General features: G+C 40.9%; 20 protein-coding genes. All 20 read right to left on the bottom strand.

The features are described 5' to 3' along the window. Positions 1–4: 4 nt before the first annotated feature. The 20 genes from ACYQ35_RS09305 to ACYQ35_RS09210 all read right to left on the bottom strand — a co-directional run bounded on the left by ACYQ35_RS09305 (position 5) and on the right by ACYQ35_RS09210 (position 15657). Positions 5–712 carry a head maturation protease, ClpP-related gene (locus ACYQ35_RS09305; RefSeq protein WP_459832717.1) on the bottom strand — a complete coding sequence of 236 codons (708 nt, stop codon included), beginning with the start codon at positions 710–712 and terminating at the stop codon, positions 5–7. Between the two features lie 297 nt (positions 713–1009). After that, entirely contained in the window at positions 1010–2269 is a 1260-nt protein-coding gene (locus tag ACYQ35_RS09300) for a phage portal protein (RefSeq protein ID WP_055179977.1), read from the bottom strand. 18 nt (positions 2270–2287) lie between these two features. Continuing rightward, entirely contained in the window at positions 2288–3835 is a 1548-nt protein-coding gene (locus tag ACYQ35_RS09295) for a terminase large subunit (RefSeq protein WP_459832711.1), read from the bottom strand. Beyond that, positions 3835–4314: a phage terminase small subunit P27 family gene (locus ACYQ35_RS09290; protein WP_009266521.1), complete on the bottom strand. Its 480-nt coding sequence runs from the start codon at positions 4312–4314 to the stop codon at positions 3835–3837. Before ACYQ35_RS09290 ends, ACYQ35_RS09295 begins: the two co-directional genes overlap by 1 nt. Positions 4315–4390: 76 nt before the next feature. Next, positions 4391–4570 carry a hypothetical protein gene (locus ACYQ35_RS09285; RefSeq protein WP_459832705.1) on the bottom strand — a complete coding sequence of 60 codons (180 nt, stop codon included), beginning with the start codon at positions 4568–4570 and terminating at the stop codon, positions 4391–4393. A 92-nt stretch (positions 4571–4662) separates the two neighbouring features. Beyond that, positions 4663–5058, bottom strand: a complete 396-nt coding sequence (locus ACYQ35_RS09280; RefSeq protein WP_459832702.1) for a DUF4314 domain-containing protein — start codon at positions 5056–5058, stop codon at positions 4663–4665. After that, a complete protein-coding gene (locus tag ACYQ35_RS09275; protein WP_459832696.1) occupies positions 5042–5500 on the bottom strand; it encodes a gamma-glutamylcyclotransferase family protein in 459 nt (152 codons plus the stop codon). Before ACYQ35_RS09275 ends, ACYQ35_RS09280 begins: the two co-directional genes overlap by 17 nt. Positions 5501–5596: 96 nt before the next feature. Next, positions 5597–6487: an amidoligase family protein gene (locus ACYQ35_RS09270; RefSeq protein ID WP_459832691.1), complete on the bottom strand. Its 891-nt coding sequence runs from the start codon at positions 6485–6487 to the stop codon at positions 5597–5599. Positions 6488–6622: 135 nt separating this feature from the next. Next, on the bottom strand, positions 6623–7387 hold the full coding sequence (locus ACYQ35_RS09265; RefSeq protein ID WP_459832686.1) for a phage terminase small subunit P27 family: 765 nt from the start codon (positions 7385–7387) through the stop codon (positions 6623–6625). A 66-nt stretch (positions 7388–7453) separates the two neighbouring features. Then, positions 7454–8731 carry a DNA cytosine methyltransferase gene (locus ACYQ35_RS09260; RefSeq protein ID WP_029730681.1) on the bottom strand — a complete coding sequence of 426 codons (1278 nt, stop codon included), beginning with the start codon at positions 8729–8731 and terminating at the stop codon, positions 7454–7456. Beyond that, a complete protein-coding gene (locus ACYQ35_RS09255; RefSeq protein WP_244342646.1) occupies positions 8709–9965 on the bottom strand; it encodes a site-specific DNA-methyltransferase in 1257 nt (418 codons plus the stop codon). The genes ACYQ35_RS09260 and ACYQ35_RS09255 overlap by 23 nt, the downstream gene beginning before the upstream one ends. After that, positions 9940–10395, bottom strand: a complete 456-nt coding sequence (locus ACYQ35_RS09250) for a hypothetical protein (protein WP_009262608.1) — start codon at positions 10393–10395, stop codon at positions 9940–9942. The genes ACYQ35_RS09255 and ACYQ35_RS09250 overlap by 26 nt, the downstream gene beginning before the upstream one ends. Before the next feature lie 289 nt (positions 10396–10684). Beyond that, positions 10685–11038 (bottom strand): HNH endonuclease, encoded by a 354-nt coding sequence (locus ACYQ35_RS09245; protein WP_029730683.1) that lies wholly within the window; start codon positions 11036–11038, stop codon positions 10685–10687. A gap of 348 nt (positions 11039–11386) precedes the next feature. After that, positions 11387–12376 carry a DNA/RNA non-specific endonuclease gene (locus ACYQ35_RS09240; protein ID WP_178601329.1) on the bottom strand — a complete coding sequence of 330 codons (990 nt, stop codon included), beginning with the start codon at positions 12374–12376 and terminating at the stop codon, positions 11387–11389. Next, positions 12369–12788 (bottom strand): ribonuclease Z, encoded by a 420-nt coding sequence (locus ACYQ35_RS09235; RefSeq protein WP_156341937.1) that lies wholly within the window; start codon positions 12786–12788, stop codon positions 12369–12371. Before ACYQ35_RS09235 ends, ACYQ35_RS09240 begins: the two co-directional genes overlap by 8 nt. Positions 12789–12793: 5 nt before the next feature. Continuing rightward, positions 12794–13105 (bottom strand): hypothetical protein, encoded by a 312-nt coding sequence (locus ACYQ35_RS09230; protein WP_117468116.1) that lies wholly within the window; start codon positions 13103–13105, stop codon positions 12794–12796. Positions 13106–13174: 69 nt separating this feature from the next. Further along, complete coding sequence (locus ACYQ35_RS09225; RefSeq protein WP_009262614.1) at positions 13175–13540, bottom strand: type II toxin-antitoxin system PemK/MazF family toxin; 366 nt, start codon at positions 13538–13540, stop codon at positions 13175–13177. A gap of 15 nt (positions 13541–13555) precedes the next feature. Next, complete coding sequence (locus tag ACYQ35_RS09220; RefSeq protein WP_459832671.1) at positions 13556–14044, bottom strand: hypothetical protein; 489 nt, start codon at positions 14042–14044, stop codon at positions 13556–13558. Position 14045: 1 nt separating this feature from the next. After that, positions 14046–15392, bottom strand: a complete 1347-nt coding sequence (locus ACYQ35_RS09215; protein WP_156341935.1) for an SNF2-related protein — start codon at positions 15390–15392, stop codon at positions 14046–14048. Next, the gene (locus ACYQ35_RS09210; RefSeq protein ID WP_156341934.1) at positions 15373–15657 is read right to left on the bottom strand and encodes a VRR-NUC domain-containing protein; all 285 of its coding nucleotides are present in this window, start codon (positions 15655–15657) and stop codon (positions 15373–15375) included. The genes ACYQ35_RS09215 and ACYQ35_RS09210 overlap by 20 nt, the downstream gene beginning before the upstream one ends. Positions 15658–15785 lie beyond the last annotated feature (128 nt).

The raw sequence follows: 15785 nt of genomic DNA, 5'->3' as shown, positions 1-15785 counted from the left end.
TCTTTTAATGTGCCAAGAGACTAAGTCTCTTTTCTAACTGTTCAATGGGTGTCTTTTTTTCTGGTTTGGAAATCAATTTTGACATCAGCGAATTCGTCACCGCTTTTCGTGAAAACATTACTGCTTCCATTTCCAACTCTTTTTCTTCTTCCGCTTCGGTTTCCTCTTTAGAAAAAAGAAGCTTATCTGCAAAGCCAAGTTCTACAGCTTTCTTTGCATTGAACCAGCTTTCCGCATCCATCAAATGTGAAATCCTCGATCTTGATAGTCCCGTTTTAATTTCATAAGCATTCATAATGGATTCCTTTACTTCATCCAACATGTCGATTGCCTTTTTCATTTCTGAAGAATCACCGATAGCAATGGTCGCAGGATTATGAATCATCATCATCGCCACAGGAGACATCTGTACTTCCGTTCCCGCCATTGCAATCACGGATGCTGCTGAAGCAGCCAGCCCATCAATTTTCACAGTCACATTCCCTTTGTAGTCCATCAACATGTTATAAATCTGTGCTGCTGCGAATACATCTCCTCCCGGACTATTGATCCATACCGTGATATCTCCTTCTCCATCTTGTAATTCTTCTTTGAACATTTTGGGAGTCACTTCATCTCCGTACCATGTTTCATCGGAAATCTCTCCGTTTAGAAACAGGGTTCTGCTCTCATCATTTTCATTTCTTACCCAGTTCCAAAACTTCCGTTTCATCCTGTCCCTCCTTTTACGACTGTGTTTTAAGCACACAAAAAGGACCACAACCAGATACTCTGTTTCTGATTATCGTCCTTAAAACACACTTTATTATTTTTGATATTTTCATCTAATTTTGGATTTATCCTCCACTTTCAAAAGAAAAAGCCTTCTATTTTTTGTTATATTCCGCTTGTTCTGCTTCAATCCTCCACTTTCATGGGATCTTCTGCTTTTTACTCTTGTCACCAAACAGTAGCATATTGTTCCACTATGCAACATAGTGTTGCTCAACTCCAGTTGAGCATAAATCTTTTAAACCTGCGGCATATTACCTCCTGCCTTTCCTGCAAAGGCTCCTGCATCTGCCAGCTTTGTCATGCTTCCATTCACAAGATATAAATCTCCTCCGTCTTCTTCTGGAATTGGATTCTGATCTTCCATTTCCCGGATATCATTTGCTGACAGCCATCCATTCTGCCGGCCTACGGCGTACCCATTCATTCGGCTGGCATAGTCCCCCCGCAATAATCCATCCACATTTAGTTTTATAAAATACTCATTCTTTTCCTGTGGCAATAACAATGCTTTCTGCAAAGCCTGTTCCCACCTGACTACCCACGGATCTAATGTGTATTTCACAAACTCCAAAGACTGCTGCTCTATGTTAGAAAAACTGGATTTCTCCAAGTCCCCTACCATATGTGGAGGAATCCGATACATCCTTGCAATCTCATTGATTTGAAATTTCCTTGTCTCCAAAAACTGTGCCTCTTCCGGCGGAATCCCTATCTGCTGATATTTCATTCCTTCTTCCAGAACAGCCACTTTTCCTGCATTTCTTGAACCCCCATACACCTTATGCCAGCTATCCCTTACCTTTGCGGGATCTTTCAGAACGCCCGGATGTTCCAAAACACCACCCGGTGTTGCTCCATTTGCAAAAAACGATGCCCCGTATTCTTCACAGGCAAGTGTCATCCCTACTGCATTTTTAGCCATAGCAATCGGAGAATATCCCACTAAACCATCAAATCCTAATCCCGGTATATGCAGCACATCTTCCCTGCGAAGGTAGATCCGTCCATAATCCTTAAAATTGGGATTCTCTTCTGTGTTCCGTGTGTAAATATAATAAAGTTCTCCATTTTCCGCACGGTCAACTTCCATTTTATCCGGCAGAAGCGGATACAATCCTAATACCTGACCTCTTCCATCACGGATGATCTGCGCATAGGCATTTCCCCATATCAGTAAATGGCTCATCAAGACTTCCCGGAATACGAAAGATGTCATTTCTTCATTTGGTTCATCGTGAAGAATATGATAAAGCGGATGGTCAAATACTCTTTCTTTTCCTTTATCCGTATAACGATACAAGTGAAGGGGAAGAGAAGCTATTGCTTCTGCAAGAATTCTGACACAGGAATATACTGCTGTTGTCTGCATGGCGGTTCTTTCATTTACGGAAATACCGCTTGTGCTTCTTCCAAATAAAAAAGATACTCCTGAATTATAACTATTTGTCGGTTTGTCCCTTGCTCCCCTTAAACCAAATAATTCCCGTAATCCCATACTCTGCCTCCTGTTTTATCAAAATGAAATAATGCCACGCTCATCATATACACTTCCTGTTGTGCCTTCATTACGGATTGCACGATCAAGTGCCATAACTGTTGCGACTGCCCCATCTATTTTTTCTGTAGATTTTTCCTTATCCATCTTAATATTTCCTGCCGGATCTTGACGGACAAAAACATTATCCATCATCCATCTGAGAACTGGATGACCGCCATGTGCCAGTTTTTTCTCCAATGTCAGCTTCATTAATTCTTTCGTTGGCGGACTCATATCTTTATATCCCTGCCCGAAAGGTACGACAGTAAACCCCATACCCTCAAGATTTTGTACCATCTGAACTGCTCCCCAACGGTCAAATGCGATTTCCAAAATATGATATTTCATTCCCAAATCCTCGATGAATTTTTCAATGAAACCATAATGAATTACATTTCCTTCCGTCATCTGAAGATGTCCCTGCTTTTCCCACACGTCATAAGGAACGTGATCTCTCCTCACACGAAGTTGTAAATTTTCTTCCGGTATCCAAAAAAATGGCAGTATGCTATATTTTTCTTCCTCCGTTCTCGGCGGAAACACTAAAACAAACGCTGTAATGTCCGAAGTACTGGAAAGGTCAAGTCCGGCATAACATTCTCTTCCAAGCAGACTATCCTGATCTACTTCAAAGTCACATTCATCCCACCGATCCATAGGCATCCATCTGGTAGATTGTTTTACCCATTGATTCAATCGGAGCTGCCGGAAAATATTTTCTTCTGCCGGATTTTCTTTCGCACTCTGATAAGCATTCTGCACTTTTTCCAATGCTATCGTATGCCCCAAAGACGGATTTGCCTTATACCAGCTTTCTTCACTTCCCCAATCATCATCGTCCGCAATACCATAAATCACGGGATAAAAAGTCGGATCAATCTTTCTTCCCATAAGAATGTCTCCTGCTTTTTGGTGCTGTTCAAAACAAATGGAATTGCGATCCGTTCCGGCGGTCGTAATCAAAAAATACAATGGCTGTGTTCTTGCATCACCTGAACCCTTTGTCATGACATCGAATAACTCCCGATTCGGCTGCGCATGAAGTTCATCAAAAATTACTGCGTGTACATTCAAGCCGTGCTTGGTATATGCTTCAGCAGAAAGTACCTGATAGAAACTGTTTGTCGGCTGATATACTAACCGCTTTACAGACATGATTGGCTTAATTCTTTTCTTCAGAGCCGGACATTGATCCACCATATCAACTGCCACATCAAATACGATCGAAGCCTGCTGACGGTCAGAAGCACATCCGTAGACTTCCGCCCCCCATTCTCCGTCACCACAGGTCATCAGCAGAGCCACCGCAGCAGCCAGTTCTGATTTTCCATTTTTCTTTGGAATCTCCACATATGCAGTATTATATTGACGATAGCCATTTTCTTTTACCGTTCCAAAAATATCACGGATGATTTTATCCTGCCACGGAAGCAGCTCAAACGGGACACCTCTCCATTGCCCTTTCGTGTGTTTCAAACAATTAATAAAATTTACGGCATGATCCGCTTTTGTTTGATCATACACTATCCACCACCTCCCTTTATCAGCAGAAGTTCCATTGCATCGCTTTCTTTATCATCACCATTGTCCGTAACAATCCTGCTTCTTGCAGAAGGTGTCAGTCCAAACTGCTCACAGAATTTATTCATGATTTTCAGATAGGTCTGGGCAATGGACACCTGTGGAACCTGCTGCCAATAACCGGATGGTGTCTTTACGATTGTTCCATGCTGAGTAATAAATTCCTCCGCTTCTTTCCATCGCGCATACGCCTGACAGTAACCTGCAAAAGCAGCCATATCAATTTCTGTCAGAATACCCAACTGCTCCATCTGTTTTGCCATCCGCTTCCATTCCTTCTTTGCCTCATCTTCCAGCCACGCAGGACATCTCGGTGCTTTCTTCACAGGCTTCGGCTCGTTTGTATTCAGACTTCTTTTCCCCGGATTGCCTTCCAATACTTTTACTGCCGTAGGCTTAGGTTTTCTTCCTCTCTGTGCCATTGCTCTCACCTCCTTCCAAAACATCACTAAAAAAAGACCTCCGAAGAAGTCTTTTTTATCTCAGCACCTTTCGTTTTTACTTGAAAAGTTCATCGATTTTTACTTTTGCTGCTTTCACAGCATTGTAATCATAAAAATATGAATCTTCACTTGTAATTATTTTCCCATTGTCCGGCGGGGTAATAATAAAATCATATCCTGTAGTTTCACTATTCCAAGCGATTGTAATTTGAAACCCTCTGTATGTTTCTCCCATAATAATTCTCCTGTTCTTTTTGTACACACATGTTACCTCTGACTCTTGTTTATATCCAGCAATATCCGTACCACAATCTGCACAAATTTTCTTTAGACGTCTTCTCCATCCGTACAAAAGTCCAATCCCATTTTTAACTCATTATATATCTTCATGTATCGGCTCTGTTCACTCCCTTCACTTTCCAAAATTGCCTGAAAGAAAAATTCTTCTGCTTTCTCCCTCGAATACCACTCCTCTGTCTTTCCATAACAAACAGTTCTGACTATGGGTATCTTTTTTACACAATCTTCCCCATAAATCACATTCAGTCCTGATCCATTATCCCAATGCATCAGAAGGGATGCCGTGTCATCCACTCCGAGAACGGTCCCTGTCATGCCAACTGGCGGTGCCTGTTTATCATTCATTCTTACAAGTTCTACTCTGGTACCGACTGGATATTCTCTGCGAATATTCTCCACAATTTTTCTATTCGGAAATACCATGCTGCACCTCCTTGATTGAATTTTTCAAAGCCTGCTTCAGAACATCTTCCTCAAACCCAAACTTTTCATATGCCTGTTCCAAAGTCCGATAATATCCTGCACTTGGTACTCCTATTTTCCTTTGCTCATCCATAATATACACCATCGCACTTTTTATTTTCCCCTTGATTTGCACCTCCAGCATCTTCTTATAGTAAAAATTCGGATATCCTTCATAATAGTCAAGTCTTCTTTCATCCATTTGACCGATTTCCCAAACCAATACCGGAACGATGCTTCCCTCCTTTGGTTCTATCGTAGCATACGAACCTGTTCGTGAACCTTTGAATATTAACTCATACCCTTCCACGATTGCTGTTCCTACTAAAGTTGCAGTCGGGCATCGGAATGCCATCTGCTCCTCATCCATGTTACTGCCATAGGCAATATACAACTTCTTCATATTCGTTTCATCCTTTCTCTGTTGATAGTGAGGTCTCCCTCCTACCACCTCAAGACGGTCTCTCGACCGCTATTGGTGGGGCTGTGCCTATTCCCTTCAAGTAGCATGTCTCCATGCAGAATTTCCTTCCATATGTTTCAGAAAATGAAGCCTGCAGGTTTTGAATTCATCCCCGTTTAATCCCAACCGGAGCATCCAACACCGGAATGCGTATTTTTCATTATCTGTAACTGTTCTTCTGGCACTCGCTTTCTTTTGCGTCAATGCCTGATGGCTGACTGCAAGGCAGAATTGTATGTATGCTTTAATTTCCCCTGCATGCGTAGTGCTGTTAAACAATCGGAACTCTACCGTTCCTTTTGTGAAAGTCGCATGAAGATTTAAACCGTGGTATCTGGTATCGTTGTAATGGTCTGTCCTTCTTCTATGACTCCCCTCATACCAGATGTCTTTTAATTCTTCCATCGTTTTGGGTTTTCTTTTATTAATCGTTTGAATCAACTGTTCATTTGTCTTTTTACACCATCGAAGCCTGGCCGGATCAATTTGTAAAGCTTTATACAAAATATCCTCTTTGCTTGCGATGATATTTACCAGATTGCGTAAAGTCTTAGGTGTATATCTGCCTGCATCCACGTGGATATGAATGCCGCATTGATCACTTGCGAATGCTCCCTTATGCCGAAGCTGACGAACAATTTCCTGCAAATCTTCCAAGTCTTCATATTCTAAAATCGGACTAACAATTTCACATTTATATTCTTCCGAGGCAGGCTCCCTTCTTCCACCCTTTTTTCTCTGTGCAATAATACTGGAGTCAAATGTTGCTTTCCACGTTCTTCCTTTACGGTCTTTTGCCCCGTAAGTTTGATAATACGTCCCGATATAAAATTTCTCTGTTCCGAAATATTCTGCAATAACATCTGCCGCTTTTTTTCTGGTGATTCCGGTTAATTCAATTTCAATCCCGAACTTCTGTGTTTTCATTTTGTTGCGCCTCCTATGTGTTTTTTTTTCGTAGTCTATATTCTATATATCACTCTAAAAGCACATATTATCCAGTCATTTCAAACAATAATGTACACAAAAATTCAGGAGAGAAATTGTGTATTTTACAGAAAACTATTCCTGTGTTACTTTCCGTTCAGCGGCTCTCTGCCGATTGCGCTCTTTTGCACGTTCCTTTTCTTCTTCCGTCCGAAAAGCCGTGTTCCCTTTCAGATTCTTCAAAAGGAGATCCCTTGTTTTCTTTCCGCCTTTTCCTCCAAGTCCTAGACGAATCAACCAGATGCGCATATAATATTTTTCATTTGCCTCAATTGTCTCCACAGGATTAATCCACTTCATCTCTTTTGCACGTTCTGCCATCATGCAGGTCAATTCCGCAAAAGAAATTGTACTTTCTGCTTCCATCGGAAATCCGTTAAAAACAATTTTGTCAGCCACAAACTCCAATCCAAAGCAATGTACTTTTTCTTCTTCAAAAATCTCCATTACCCTGTTCATATCCGCATCTTTTTCTTCTGATAATCTCTCAATCAGACGTTCACTCATGTGCAGCACTTCTGTACCGACAGCCCGCTTCAAAAGATACTGTTTACTATGAATCATAAAAATAAGATTTCGGATGCTCTCGGCGGTATGACCTTCTATTGGAATCTGTAAATTTAACTCTCCCTGATTATTTTCAATAAATCCCCTTCGCTGCAGTTCTTTCCGAAGAATTTCGTCATCTTCTATTTCAATGTTTCCGTCACGATCCACAATTGCACCCCCTATCCGGTATCCAAAACTCGGTGGTCCTAAATATTTTGAAGGTTCTCCCAATATTTCTGCCACCGCTTTTACCAGTTCTTTTCTGTTTTCACAGATTGTTTCAATTCTCATGTATGCAGTCTCCCTTCTTTTTTGGTACTACATACATCACTCTAAACGCCCATAAAGTCAAGCATTTTAACCATCTTTCTGACTTTCGGGAAGACACATCGCCAATGCATACGCAACCGTCGCTGTTACGGCATTTCCCGCCTGCTTATACAACTGTGAATCAGAATTCACGGAAGCGGCACGCTCGTATAATTCATCTGGAAATCCCTGCAATCGAAAGCATTCTTTTGGTGTCAATCTCCGAATTCTTCCACACCTCATCAATGTCCCCATCTGACATCCGGTATCTAATGTCTGTGAACATCCTTTTCCGACTCTTCCACGGCGGGTATCGCTATTCGGATACGCAAGTACAATTCCATCTCCCAGATGTGCTTCTTCGTATCCAGTTTTTGTTGCGTTTTTCACTTTCACGGATTTAACGGGTTTCTCACAAAAATACACACCGTGGCGATCTTGGGAGGTCAGCGTGAACATTGGCTCTCCATCTTCTTTCATTCGTCTTCCATTCTGACGTTTTTCCATCCGCTCCGGTGTCAAAACAGGATGCACTTCCATAACCGCAGAATTCATTGCCGTATGATTTACCATTCCCGCTGTGTATCTTGCGGTCAGGCATCTTGCAGTATCCGTAATCTTCGGTGCAACTTTGCTTTGATCTATAAAATAAAGTCCTGTCTTCGCTCCCATTCCCCCTGCATTTCCAATCAATGTAGTTGAAACTCCCTGAGAATCATATACTCGGTATCCCTGCATTCCGCCTATAATCTGGTTAAGAGCTGCTTTGTTTTTTCCTCTGAGAGATAATATTTCTCGTCTACCTCTGCTTCTAAGATTTGCGATAATGAACACGCGCTCTCTGTTTTGTGGAACTCCATAGTCTTTTGAGTTAAGCACCTGCCAGCGACAGTCATACCCTGCTTCTCCCATTTCAGACAAAACCGTGGCAAAATCGAATCCTGCATTAATTGATAGCAGGTTCTTAACGTTTTCAACAAAAAGGTATGTGGGCTTATCACTTTCTTCTTTGCCTTTGAGTAGATCAATAATGTTAAAATATATTCCACTTCTTTTTCCGACCAGTCCCCGCTGCTTTCCTGCGACTGAAATATCCTGACAGGGGAATCCAAAGCACCAGATGTCTGCTCTTGGCACATCGGATGGTTTAAGTTTTGTGACATCATCCGCTTTCCACTCTCCTTCCGTATCATACATTGCTTCGTATGAAGCTCTTGCAAATTTATCATATTCACAATATCCCACACACTTATGGCCGGCAGATTCCAAACCTAAACGGAACCCGCCAATACCTGAGCATAAATCAAGGAAGGTCAACTGCGTCATGCGTGTCACCTTCCTTCATTAGCTCTGAATATTTTATTTTCTTCCCATCCCGTATTACATACACATCTTCTGCACTTCCCACAAATTCCATATAACGATGTACTATCACATCCGCATATTTTTCATCCAGTTCTATCGTTCTGCAAATACGCCCTGTCTGTTCACAGGCAATCATCGTAGAACCGCTTCCACCAAATGGATCTAAGACAATGCAATTACTCATACTAGAGTTACGGATTGGATATGCCACCAGTTCCACAGGTTTCATAGTCGGATGCATATCATTTTTCTTCGGACGGTCATATTCCCATATGGTGGACTGCTTTCTGTCTGAATACCACATATGCTTTCCACCCAACTTCCATCCAAATAAAATCGGCTCATGCTGCCATTGATAGGGACTTCTTCCTAAAACCAATGACTGCTTTTTCCAAATGCATGTACCGGAAAGATAAAATCCTGCTGCTTTAAACGCCCTGCGGAAGTTTAATCCCTCAGTATCCGCATGGAACACATAAATGGAAGCATCACGTTCCATGTTCTGTTCCATATTCACGAATGCAGCAAACAAAAAATTATAGAATTTATCGTCTTCCAAATTATCATTTTGGATTTTCCCTGCACTTCCTTCATAATTTACATTATATGGCGGATCAGTTACTACAAGATTAGCTTTCTTTCCTTCCATAAGTTTTTCATAAGTCTCAGGTAAAGTGGAATCCCCACACACCAGTCGGTGCATTCCAAGCATCCACACATCTCCCTGCTTTGTCATGGCAGGTTTCTTCAACTCAGCATCCACATCAAAATCATCTTCTTTGATTTTTTTATCATGAACCTTATTAAATAACTGCTCAATTTCCGGCGGTTCAAATCCGGTAAATCCAACATCAAAATCTGATTTTTGCAAATCTTCAATCAAATCTGCTAAAAGTTCCTGATTCCATTCTCCTGTAATTTTATTCAGGGCAATATTCAGCGCTTTCTCTTTTGTTTTATCAATTTCAATGACAATACAATCAATTTCATCATACCCTAATGTTTGAAGAACCGTGGCTCTCTGATGTCCACCGATAATCGTCATATCTGAATTCACAATAATCGGCTCAACATATCCGAACTCCGTAATACTGTTTTTTATTTTTTCAAATTCCTTATCTCCCGGCTTGAGTTTCTTTCTCGGATTATATGATGCCGGAATCAAATCCTTAATCCGCAGCTTTCTGAACTCCATCTTCCAATCCCTCCCAAAATCGTGCTTTTATATAACAGTCATGACTGCAATACTTTCTATTCTTATTTCCATAACTCGTAAATTCTTTTCCGCATCTCGCACAGGTCATGGTATAAATTGCCGTGTCTTTCCGATGCAGTTTTTCTGGGTGTGCTTTCCACCATTCCCGTCTGCACTTATCTGAGCAAAACTTCTTTGGTCTACCTGTAGATGGTTGTATCAATTCTGCTCCACAATACAAACACGCCTTTCCTAACATCATCTGTTCCTGAATGTTTTTTGTAAGCGCAGAAGCATATCCATCCATACCATGCGACCGACAATAGTTCCTCACAATGTCACGGGACAGCCCTACCACGGAAGCGATGGCACGATAGCCAACTCCCTGCGTCCGCATTTTCCTAATCTGTTCGGCTTGTAATTCTGTCATGCCTCTCACCATCCTTCCTGTTTCCAGACATAAAAAACAGGTCAAAACACAGCCATTTTTACTGCATTTTGACCCTTATTATTCCTATTTTCCCTAACTTTTTAACAAAATACTCATACCCCATTTTGCGAATAACTGCTTGTTTTACAACACCTTCTGCGAAAACTCTTGTCCTTTTTTCCTATCCCCCCTGTTTAATTCTGCGAAAATTCACGTTTGAGGGGGCGGCGGTCAATGTTCAACAAATTTGTAGAGATTTGATACCCCCACCATTGTCTGGTATTTCCAATCAATATCGATATTCCTGATACCGATCTTCCGTCATGGTTTTTACATCATGATGATGTTTGCATAAAGGCTGCCAATTCTCTTCATCCCAAAAGAGGATTGGATCACCACGATGTGGTTTAATGTGATCCACAATTGTTGCTCTCACATATTTTCCTTCTTCCTCACATTTACAACACAACGGATGTTCTTTTAAGAATCTTTTTCTCGCCCGCTGCCACTTACTGTTATAACCACGTCCCGATGCACTTTTCCGTTCTCCACGATGTAGTGCTTCATGTTCTTCACAATACCTTCCCTCTGTCAATTTGGGACAGCCGGGATGACAGCACGGTTTCATTGGTTTTCTCGGCATACTAATTACCCCTTTCCTTTATGTACGCAGCGTGGGAAAGGATGGAAAGCCACGCTCCGACAGAAAAAAAGACCAAAAGCAAAATGCTTTCAGTCCCGTTTCTTTTTTCCGCATCTTAAGAATAACACAAAAGGAAAGTAATGTCAGTCTACTCTTAGTCTACTTTCAGTCTACCAAGCTAATACTGTTTTTTTGTTCTAATATGGCGGAGGGGAATGAGCCCCTCTTTACAATCGCCCATGCATGGTTACAGGTTACGCCATCTGTCCGCCCGTGTAGCTTTGCAGCCATGCACATACAGCACGGGGGATTGTTTCATTACGACTTTTTAACAAACATCTTCATCCTTTATGGATGACATCTTTTACAAGGTTCATATCCCTGTTGAATTAGTTCATCTCTTGTACCCGTAAACTCTCCTTTATTACTCTCGTTCATTTGATTTAAACTGGAACAACTTGGTAAATGAAATTTCTTTGTATTAGTGTTCAACACATAGGTGGACTCTGTCTTTTGCTCATTTTCCGCTTCTTTATTGCCTTCCGTACTTCCTGCTGAAGAACCACCATCATTGGAAAGCTGGCTTTCTCCTGTAGCATAATCAATAGTAATGCCCGGTTGTACATTGTAGCAATACACATTAAAAAGAATTCCTTCTCCATTATCTTCCACGGACTTTGCTTCCATCTGCACACCGCTTACGACCAGATTATCCCCTTCATAAATTGGTGTTACCTGATACAACACATGGTTTCCAGTTTCTTTTATGTAATCTGCCACCATATTTTCAAATGGTAGCATTCCTTCCACGTTTAAATATCTGGTTCCTGTAATCAGGTTCTTTGTATTTGCATTCTCAGCAGTTAATTGAAATCCAATCAAATGACAGCGGTTATAAAGGTACTTTCCATCGACACAGTCATATTTTACAGTATGCCATCCAGAAGGCTTGACCTGACCAATGGAACCTCTGTCTTCTGTCGGCATCAAATCCTGACCGATATTGGCATAGGCTATACCGCATCTTCCCAATGAATCCAAATCACTATAGGTTTCAAATGATTCCGTTTTTAATTCTGAATCTGTAAAGTTTGGAATATTATTTGCAATCGTGACATAGGCTTCTCCAGAATACTCCGGTATTTCGCCTATATTTATTGTCGGTTCGCTTTCATCTATAATTTCCCAATCTTCCTGTTCCACGGTTTCCTGCTGTTGTTCCGTAACTGTCTGATCCTTTGATGGCTGTGATTCTCCCTGAACATCTGCACCACATCCACTAAGCATAAGCATCAGAACCATAAAAATCGCAATCCAACTCTTTTTCCACTTATTCATGCTCATATACCTCCAACGTTATTTTCTCATGAGAACTTCCTGAAAATTCTTCCACACCTTTCAGTTTCCAACTTCCATCATTCACATCAATAGTAAAGAAGAAATCTCCCGGATACTTGCGATTCCATTTACACAATATTATTTTTTCAATCTTATCACGGAAATTCTCAATTTCCAAATTTTCAACGAAGCAGTAATCCTTTTCTCCTGCTTTCTCCAAAAAATCCTCTGCTTCCTGAATCTGTTCTGTATCTTCAAAACCCACAAATTGTTTATGCGAATACGCATTCATCCACAGCTTTCCATTTTTTGTCATGGAAAGTATCCGTTCCCTCAATCGTTTATCTTGACTCTGTCTCCGATGATTAAATGTCATGCCATTCCTGTCATCTACCGCAACAATTAAAATCATATTCTCTACACCTTCTCTCCCGGCATCTGAAATTTCAGCTTCTCACAAAAAGCAGGGTAGTCATGATGCCCCATTAACAGCATTTTTTTCTCCAATTCATCTAATGCCTTTAGGAAATTTTTCTCATCTTTTTTTCTTACTTTACAAAAAATAATCAGGTAATCATTTCCCTTTTTTCCAAATTCTTTTCCAAAAGAAACCTCAACTTTCTGCTGAATAAATAACTGATCTCCAAGATATTCTTCAGTATCTACAAACGCATAGTATTTATAAAACAATGAAAAACGCCGTAATCTCCAATAATTTTTTCCTTCCATCCTTCTCCTCCCCATTTATCTCATTATAACACGAACAGCGGTATCTACATAGACCCGCTGTTACATTCGTCAATTATATTCTGCATAAACCCCTATCTGTATCTGAAGGGCAATCGTAATCTGTTGCATGACCATCTCATCGTAAACCTCTCCCAGCTTCTCCAGTAATTGATTCTTATCCAAAGTCTCCACCTGTTCAGCTAATGCCATGCTTGGTTTTGATAATCCAACACTTGCTTTTAATGGTATCTGTACGTGGGTTGGAAGATATTTTTTCTTCCACACCCTCGCAGTCAATGGTACAACCGTTACCACCGGAGAGTTTTCATTTGCCCTGTTATTACTCACGACTAGAGCTGGACGGACACCACACTGTTTATACGAATTTTCATTATTTCCAAAATCCACATTATAAATTTCGCCTCGTCTGCACATTTCTTTATGTCCTCCTTATCCCAAAATAAAGGCTTCCGTCTGTTTATCACGAAGCTCGTACAAAAAATCCAGTTCCTTCATTGCTGCTTTCCTGTATTTTCCAATCATGGCATGACTTACATTATATTTTTGTTCCATTGTTTCCCATGTAAGCTCTCCTCGTACCAAATCCATTACCAGTTCCGGCAGAATCCCATCCAAACTCGCAACACTATGTTCAAAAAATTTCAGTTCTTCTACAACTGCCTGATATCTGTTCCAAAGAAACTCAAACCATTCATCATTTTCCCGATCCATCACACTTTTATAATTTATTGCAACGGATGCAGTTTTATCTGATCGATTGCTTGTCTGTACCCTGTCATTGTCATCAGCATGACCGAACATCATGGAATCGATAACATCTGATTCCTCAATCCCGATGAATTGTCCCAACTGAAAAAGTAAAATTCCCTGTTCCTTCTTCAAATTCTTATATTCCTTAAACATCCTTTCTGCTGTCATGTCACATTCCTCCAATCCTCGCCCGTACTGCATGAATCAATGCGGACTGTCCAGTTTCCTTCTTCTCCAACGCTTTCATGACATCTTCATCGTGTGTTCCCTTCGTAATCAGATGATGTATAACCACGGTATGTTTCTGCCCCTGTCTCCAAAGTCTGGCATTCATCTGCTGATATAATTCCAACGACCATGTCAATCCAAACCACACGATAGTACATCCTCCTTCTTGAAGATTCAGTCCGTGTCCGGCTGATGCGGGATGAATCAATCCAATCGCAATTTCACCATGATTCCAGTCCGTTATGTCCTTTGAAGTATCAATCACTCTGGCTTCTGGAAAACGCTTCAATATCCTCATGAGATCATGCTTATACCAATACGCTACCAATATCGGTTTCCCATTTGCAGCTTCCACCAAGTCTTCCAAAGCATCCAATTTCCTGTCATGAATAGAAATCACTTTTTTATCTTCTCCATAAACAGCACCATTTGCCATCTGTAATAATTTATTGGAAAGTGCCGCTGCATTCATGGCATCCAGTTCTTCCTCGCCTATGGAAAGAACCATATCTCTTTCAAATGACTGATACAATTTTTCTTCTTTGGCATTCATACTCACTTCCACACGGTTCTCTATCCGCTCCGGCATATTCAGATAATCGGCCGCCTTCATGGAAATACAAATATCACTTATAAGACTATAGATTTTTTCTTCCGCACCCTGTTTCGGTTTATACGAATAAATAATCTCACGATTTCTTTTGTCCGGTAAAAAGAAGCGTTCTCTGTAACCGCCTATATATCTTCCAAGCCTCTGCCCCATATCTAACAAATACATTTGTGGCCATAAGTCCAACAATCCATTCGGAGATGGGGTTCCTGTCAATCCGATCACTCTGGAAACTTGCGGTCTCACACGTTTTAATGCTTTAAATCTCTGAGCCTTACTGGATTTAAAAGAAGACAGTTCATCAATTACTACCGTACTGAAATCCCAACGATAATTCTCTACCAGCCACACCACATTTTCCCTGTTGATAATATAAATATCGGCATCTTCTGCCAATGCCTGTTCTCTCTGCTTTTTTGTTCCCATTACCAGACTTGCTTTCATCCCTATAAGATGTTCCCATTTTTTTAATTCTTTCGGCCAAGTATCTTCCGCTACCCTTTTAGGTGCTATGACAAGAATTTTCCCCGCTGTAAAGTAATCCAATGCCAATGCAAATAATGCCGTAAGCGTGATTACTGTCTTTCCAAGTCCCATATCTAAAATCAATCCGCAATAAGGATGTTCTAAAATAAACCTTGAAGCGTACGATTGATATTCATAAGGTTCGTATTTCATGCAGCACTCCTCCAATCATTTCCTTACTATCTACGCAGAATACCAAAAACCCCAGTTCTTCCAATGTCCGCTTTCTCTTTTCCTGAAGTGGTCTCATCTTTTTTCCCGGTGCTTTCAGTTCCACAAATCCCAACTTTCCACCGGGGAACAATACCAAGCGGTCGGGCATCCCATCCAAACCGGGAGAGCTGAACTTTACCGCCCAGCCTCCCATCTTTTTTGTCTCCGTTCTTAACTTCTGCTCTATGCTTTTTTCTAATACCATTTTTTACTCCGTTTCCGAACATCCCTATTTCGCGCGTATATGACGCAACACGCATTTTACACGCACATACAAAGCGATATTCTATATTTTTTATTATTTAAGATACTATCGGCAACATAGGAAACTTC

The organism is Faecalimonas hominis, assembly GCF_054660755.1.
This window is presented reverse-complemented; position numbering and strand designations above follow the sequence as displayed.

Excerpts from the sequence above, each read along its gene's own strand:
- ACYQ35_RS09290 (WP_009266521.1), bottom strand. The coding sequence starts at position 4,314 with ATGGCACAGAGAGGAAGAAAACCTAAGCCTACGGCAGTAAAAGTATTG.
- ACYQ35_RS09285 (WP_459832705.1), bottom strand. The coding sequence starts at position 4,570 with ATGGGAGAAACATACAGAGGGTTTCAAATTACAATCGCTTGGAATAGT.
- ACYQ35_RS09245 (WP_029730683.1), bottom strand. The coding sequence starts at position 11,038 with ATGCCGAGAAAACCAATGAAACCGTGCTGTCATCCCGGCTGTCCCAAA.
- ACYQ35_RS09235 (WP_156341937.1), bottom strand. The coding sequence starts at position 12,788 with ATGATTTTAATTGTTGCGGTAGATGACAGGAATGGCATGACATTTAAT.
- ACYQ35_RS09220 (WP_459832671.1), bottom strand. The coding sequence starts at position 14,044 with ATGACAGCAGAAAGGATGTTTAAGGAATATAAGAATTTGAAGAAGGAA.
- ACYQ35_RS09240 (WP_178601329.1), bottom strand. The coding sequence starts at position 12,376 with ATGAATAAGTGGAAAAAGAGTTGGATTGCGATTTTTATGGTTCTGATG.
- ACYQ35_RS09270 (WP_459832691.1), bottom strand. The coding sequence starts at position 6,487 with ATGAAAACACAGAAGTTCGGGATTGAAATTGAATTAACCGGAATCACC.
- ACYQ35_RS09225 (WP_009262614.1), bottom strand. The coding sequence starts at position 13,540 with ATGTGCAGACGAGGCGAAATTTATAATGTGGATTTTGGAAATAATGAA.
- ACYQ35_RS09260 (WP_029730681.1), bottom strand. The coding sequence starts at position 8,731 with ATGACGCAGTTGACCTTCCTTGATTTATGCTCAGGTATTGGCGGGTTC.
- ACYQ35_RS09230 (WP_117468116.1), bottom strand. The coding sequence starts at position 13,105 with ATGGAAGGAAAAAATTATTGGAGATTACGGCGTTTTTCATTGTTTTAT.
- ACYQ35_RS09250 (WP_009262608.1), bottom strand. The coding sequence starts at position 10,395 with ATGACAGAATTACAAGCCGAACAGATTAGGAAAATGCGGACGCAGGGA.
- ACYQ35_RS09280 (WP_459832702.1), bottom strand. The coding sequence starts at position 5,058 with ATGGTATTTCCGAATAGAAAAATTGTGGAGAATATTCGCAGAGAATAT.
- ACYQ35_RS09210 (WP_156341934.1), bottom strand. The coding sequence starts at position 15,657 with ATGGTATTAGAAAAAAGCATAGAGCAGAAGTTAAGAACGGAGACAAAA.
- ACYQ35_RS09215 (WP_156341935.1), bottom strand. The coding sequence starts at position 15,392 with ATGAAATACGAACCTTATGAATATCAATCGTACGCTTCAAGGTTTATT.
- ACYQ35_RS09305 (WP_459832717.1), bottom strand. The coding sequence starts at position 712 with ATGAAACGGAAGTTTTGGAACTGGGTAAGAAATGAAAATGATGAGAGC.
- ACYQ35_RS09265 (WP_459832686.1), bottom strand. The coding sequence starts at position 7,387 with ATGAGAATTGAAACAATCTGTGAAAACAGAAAAGAACTGGTAAAAGCG.
- ACYQ35_RS09255 (WP_244342646.1), bottom strand. The coding sequence starts at position 9,965 with ATGGAGTTCAGAAAGCTGCGGATTAAGGATTTGATTCCGGCATCATAT.
- ACYQ35_RS09300 (WP_055179977.1), bottom strand. The coding sequence starts at position 2,269 with ATGGGATTACGGGAATTATTTGGTTTAAGGGGAGCAAGGGACAAACCG.
- ACYQ35_RS09275 (WP_459832696.1), bottom strand. The coding sequence starts at position 5,500 with ATGAAGAAGTTGTATATTGCCTATGGCAGTAACATGGATGAGGAGCAG.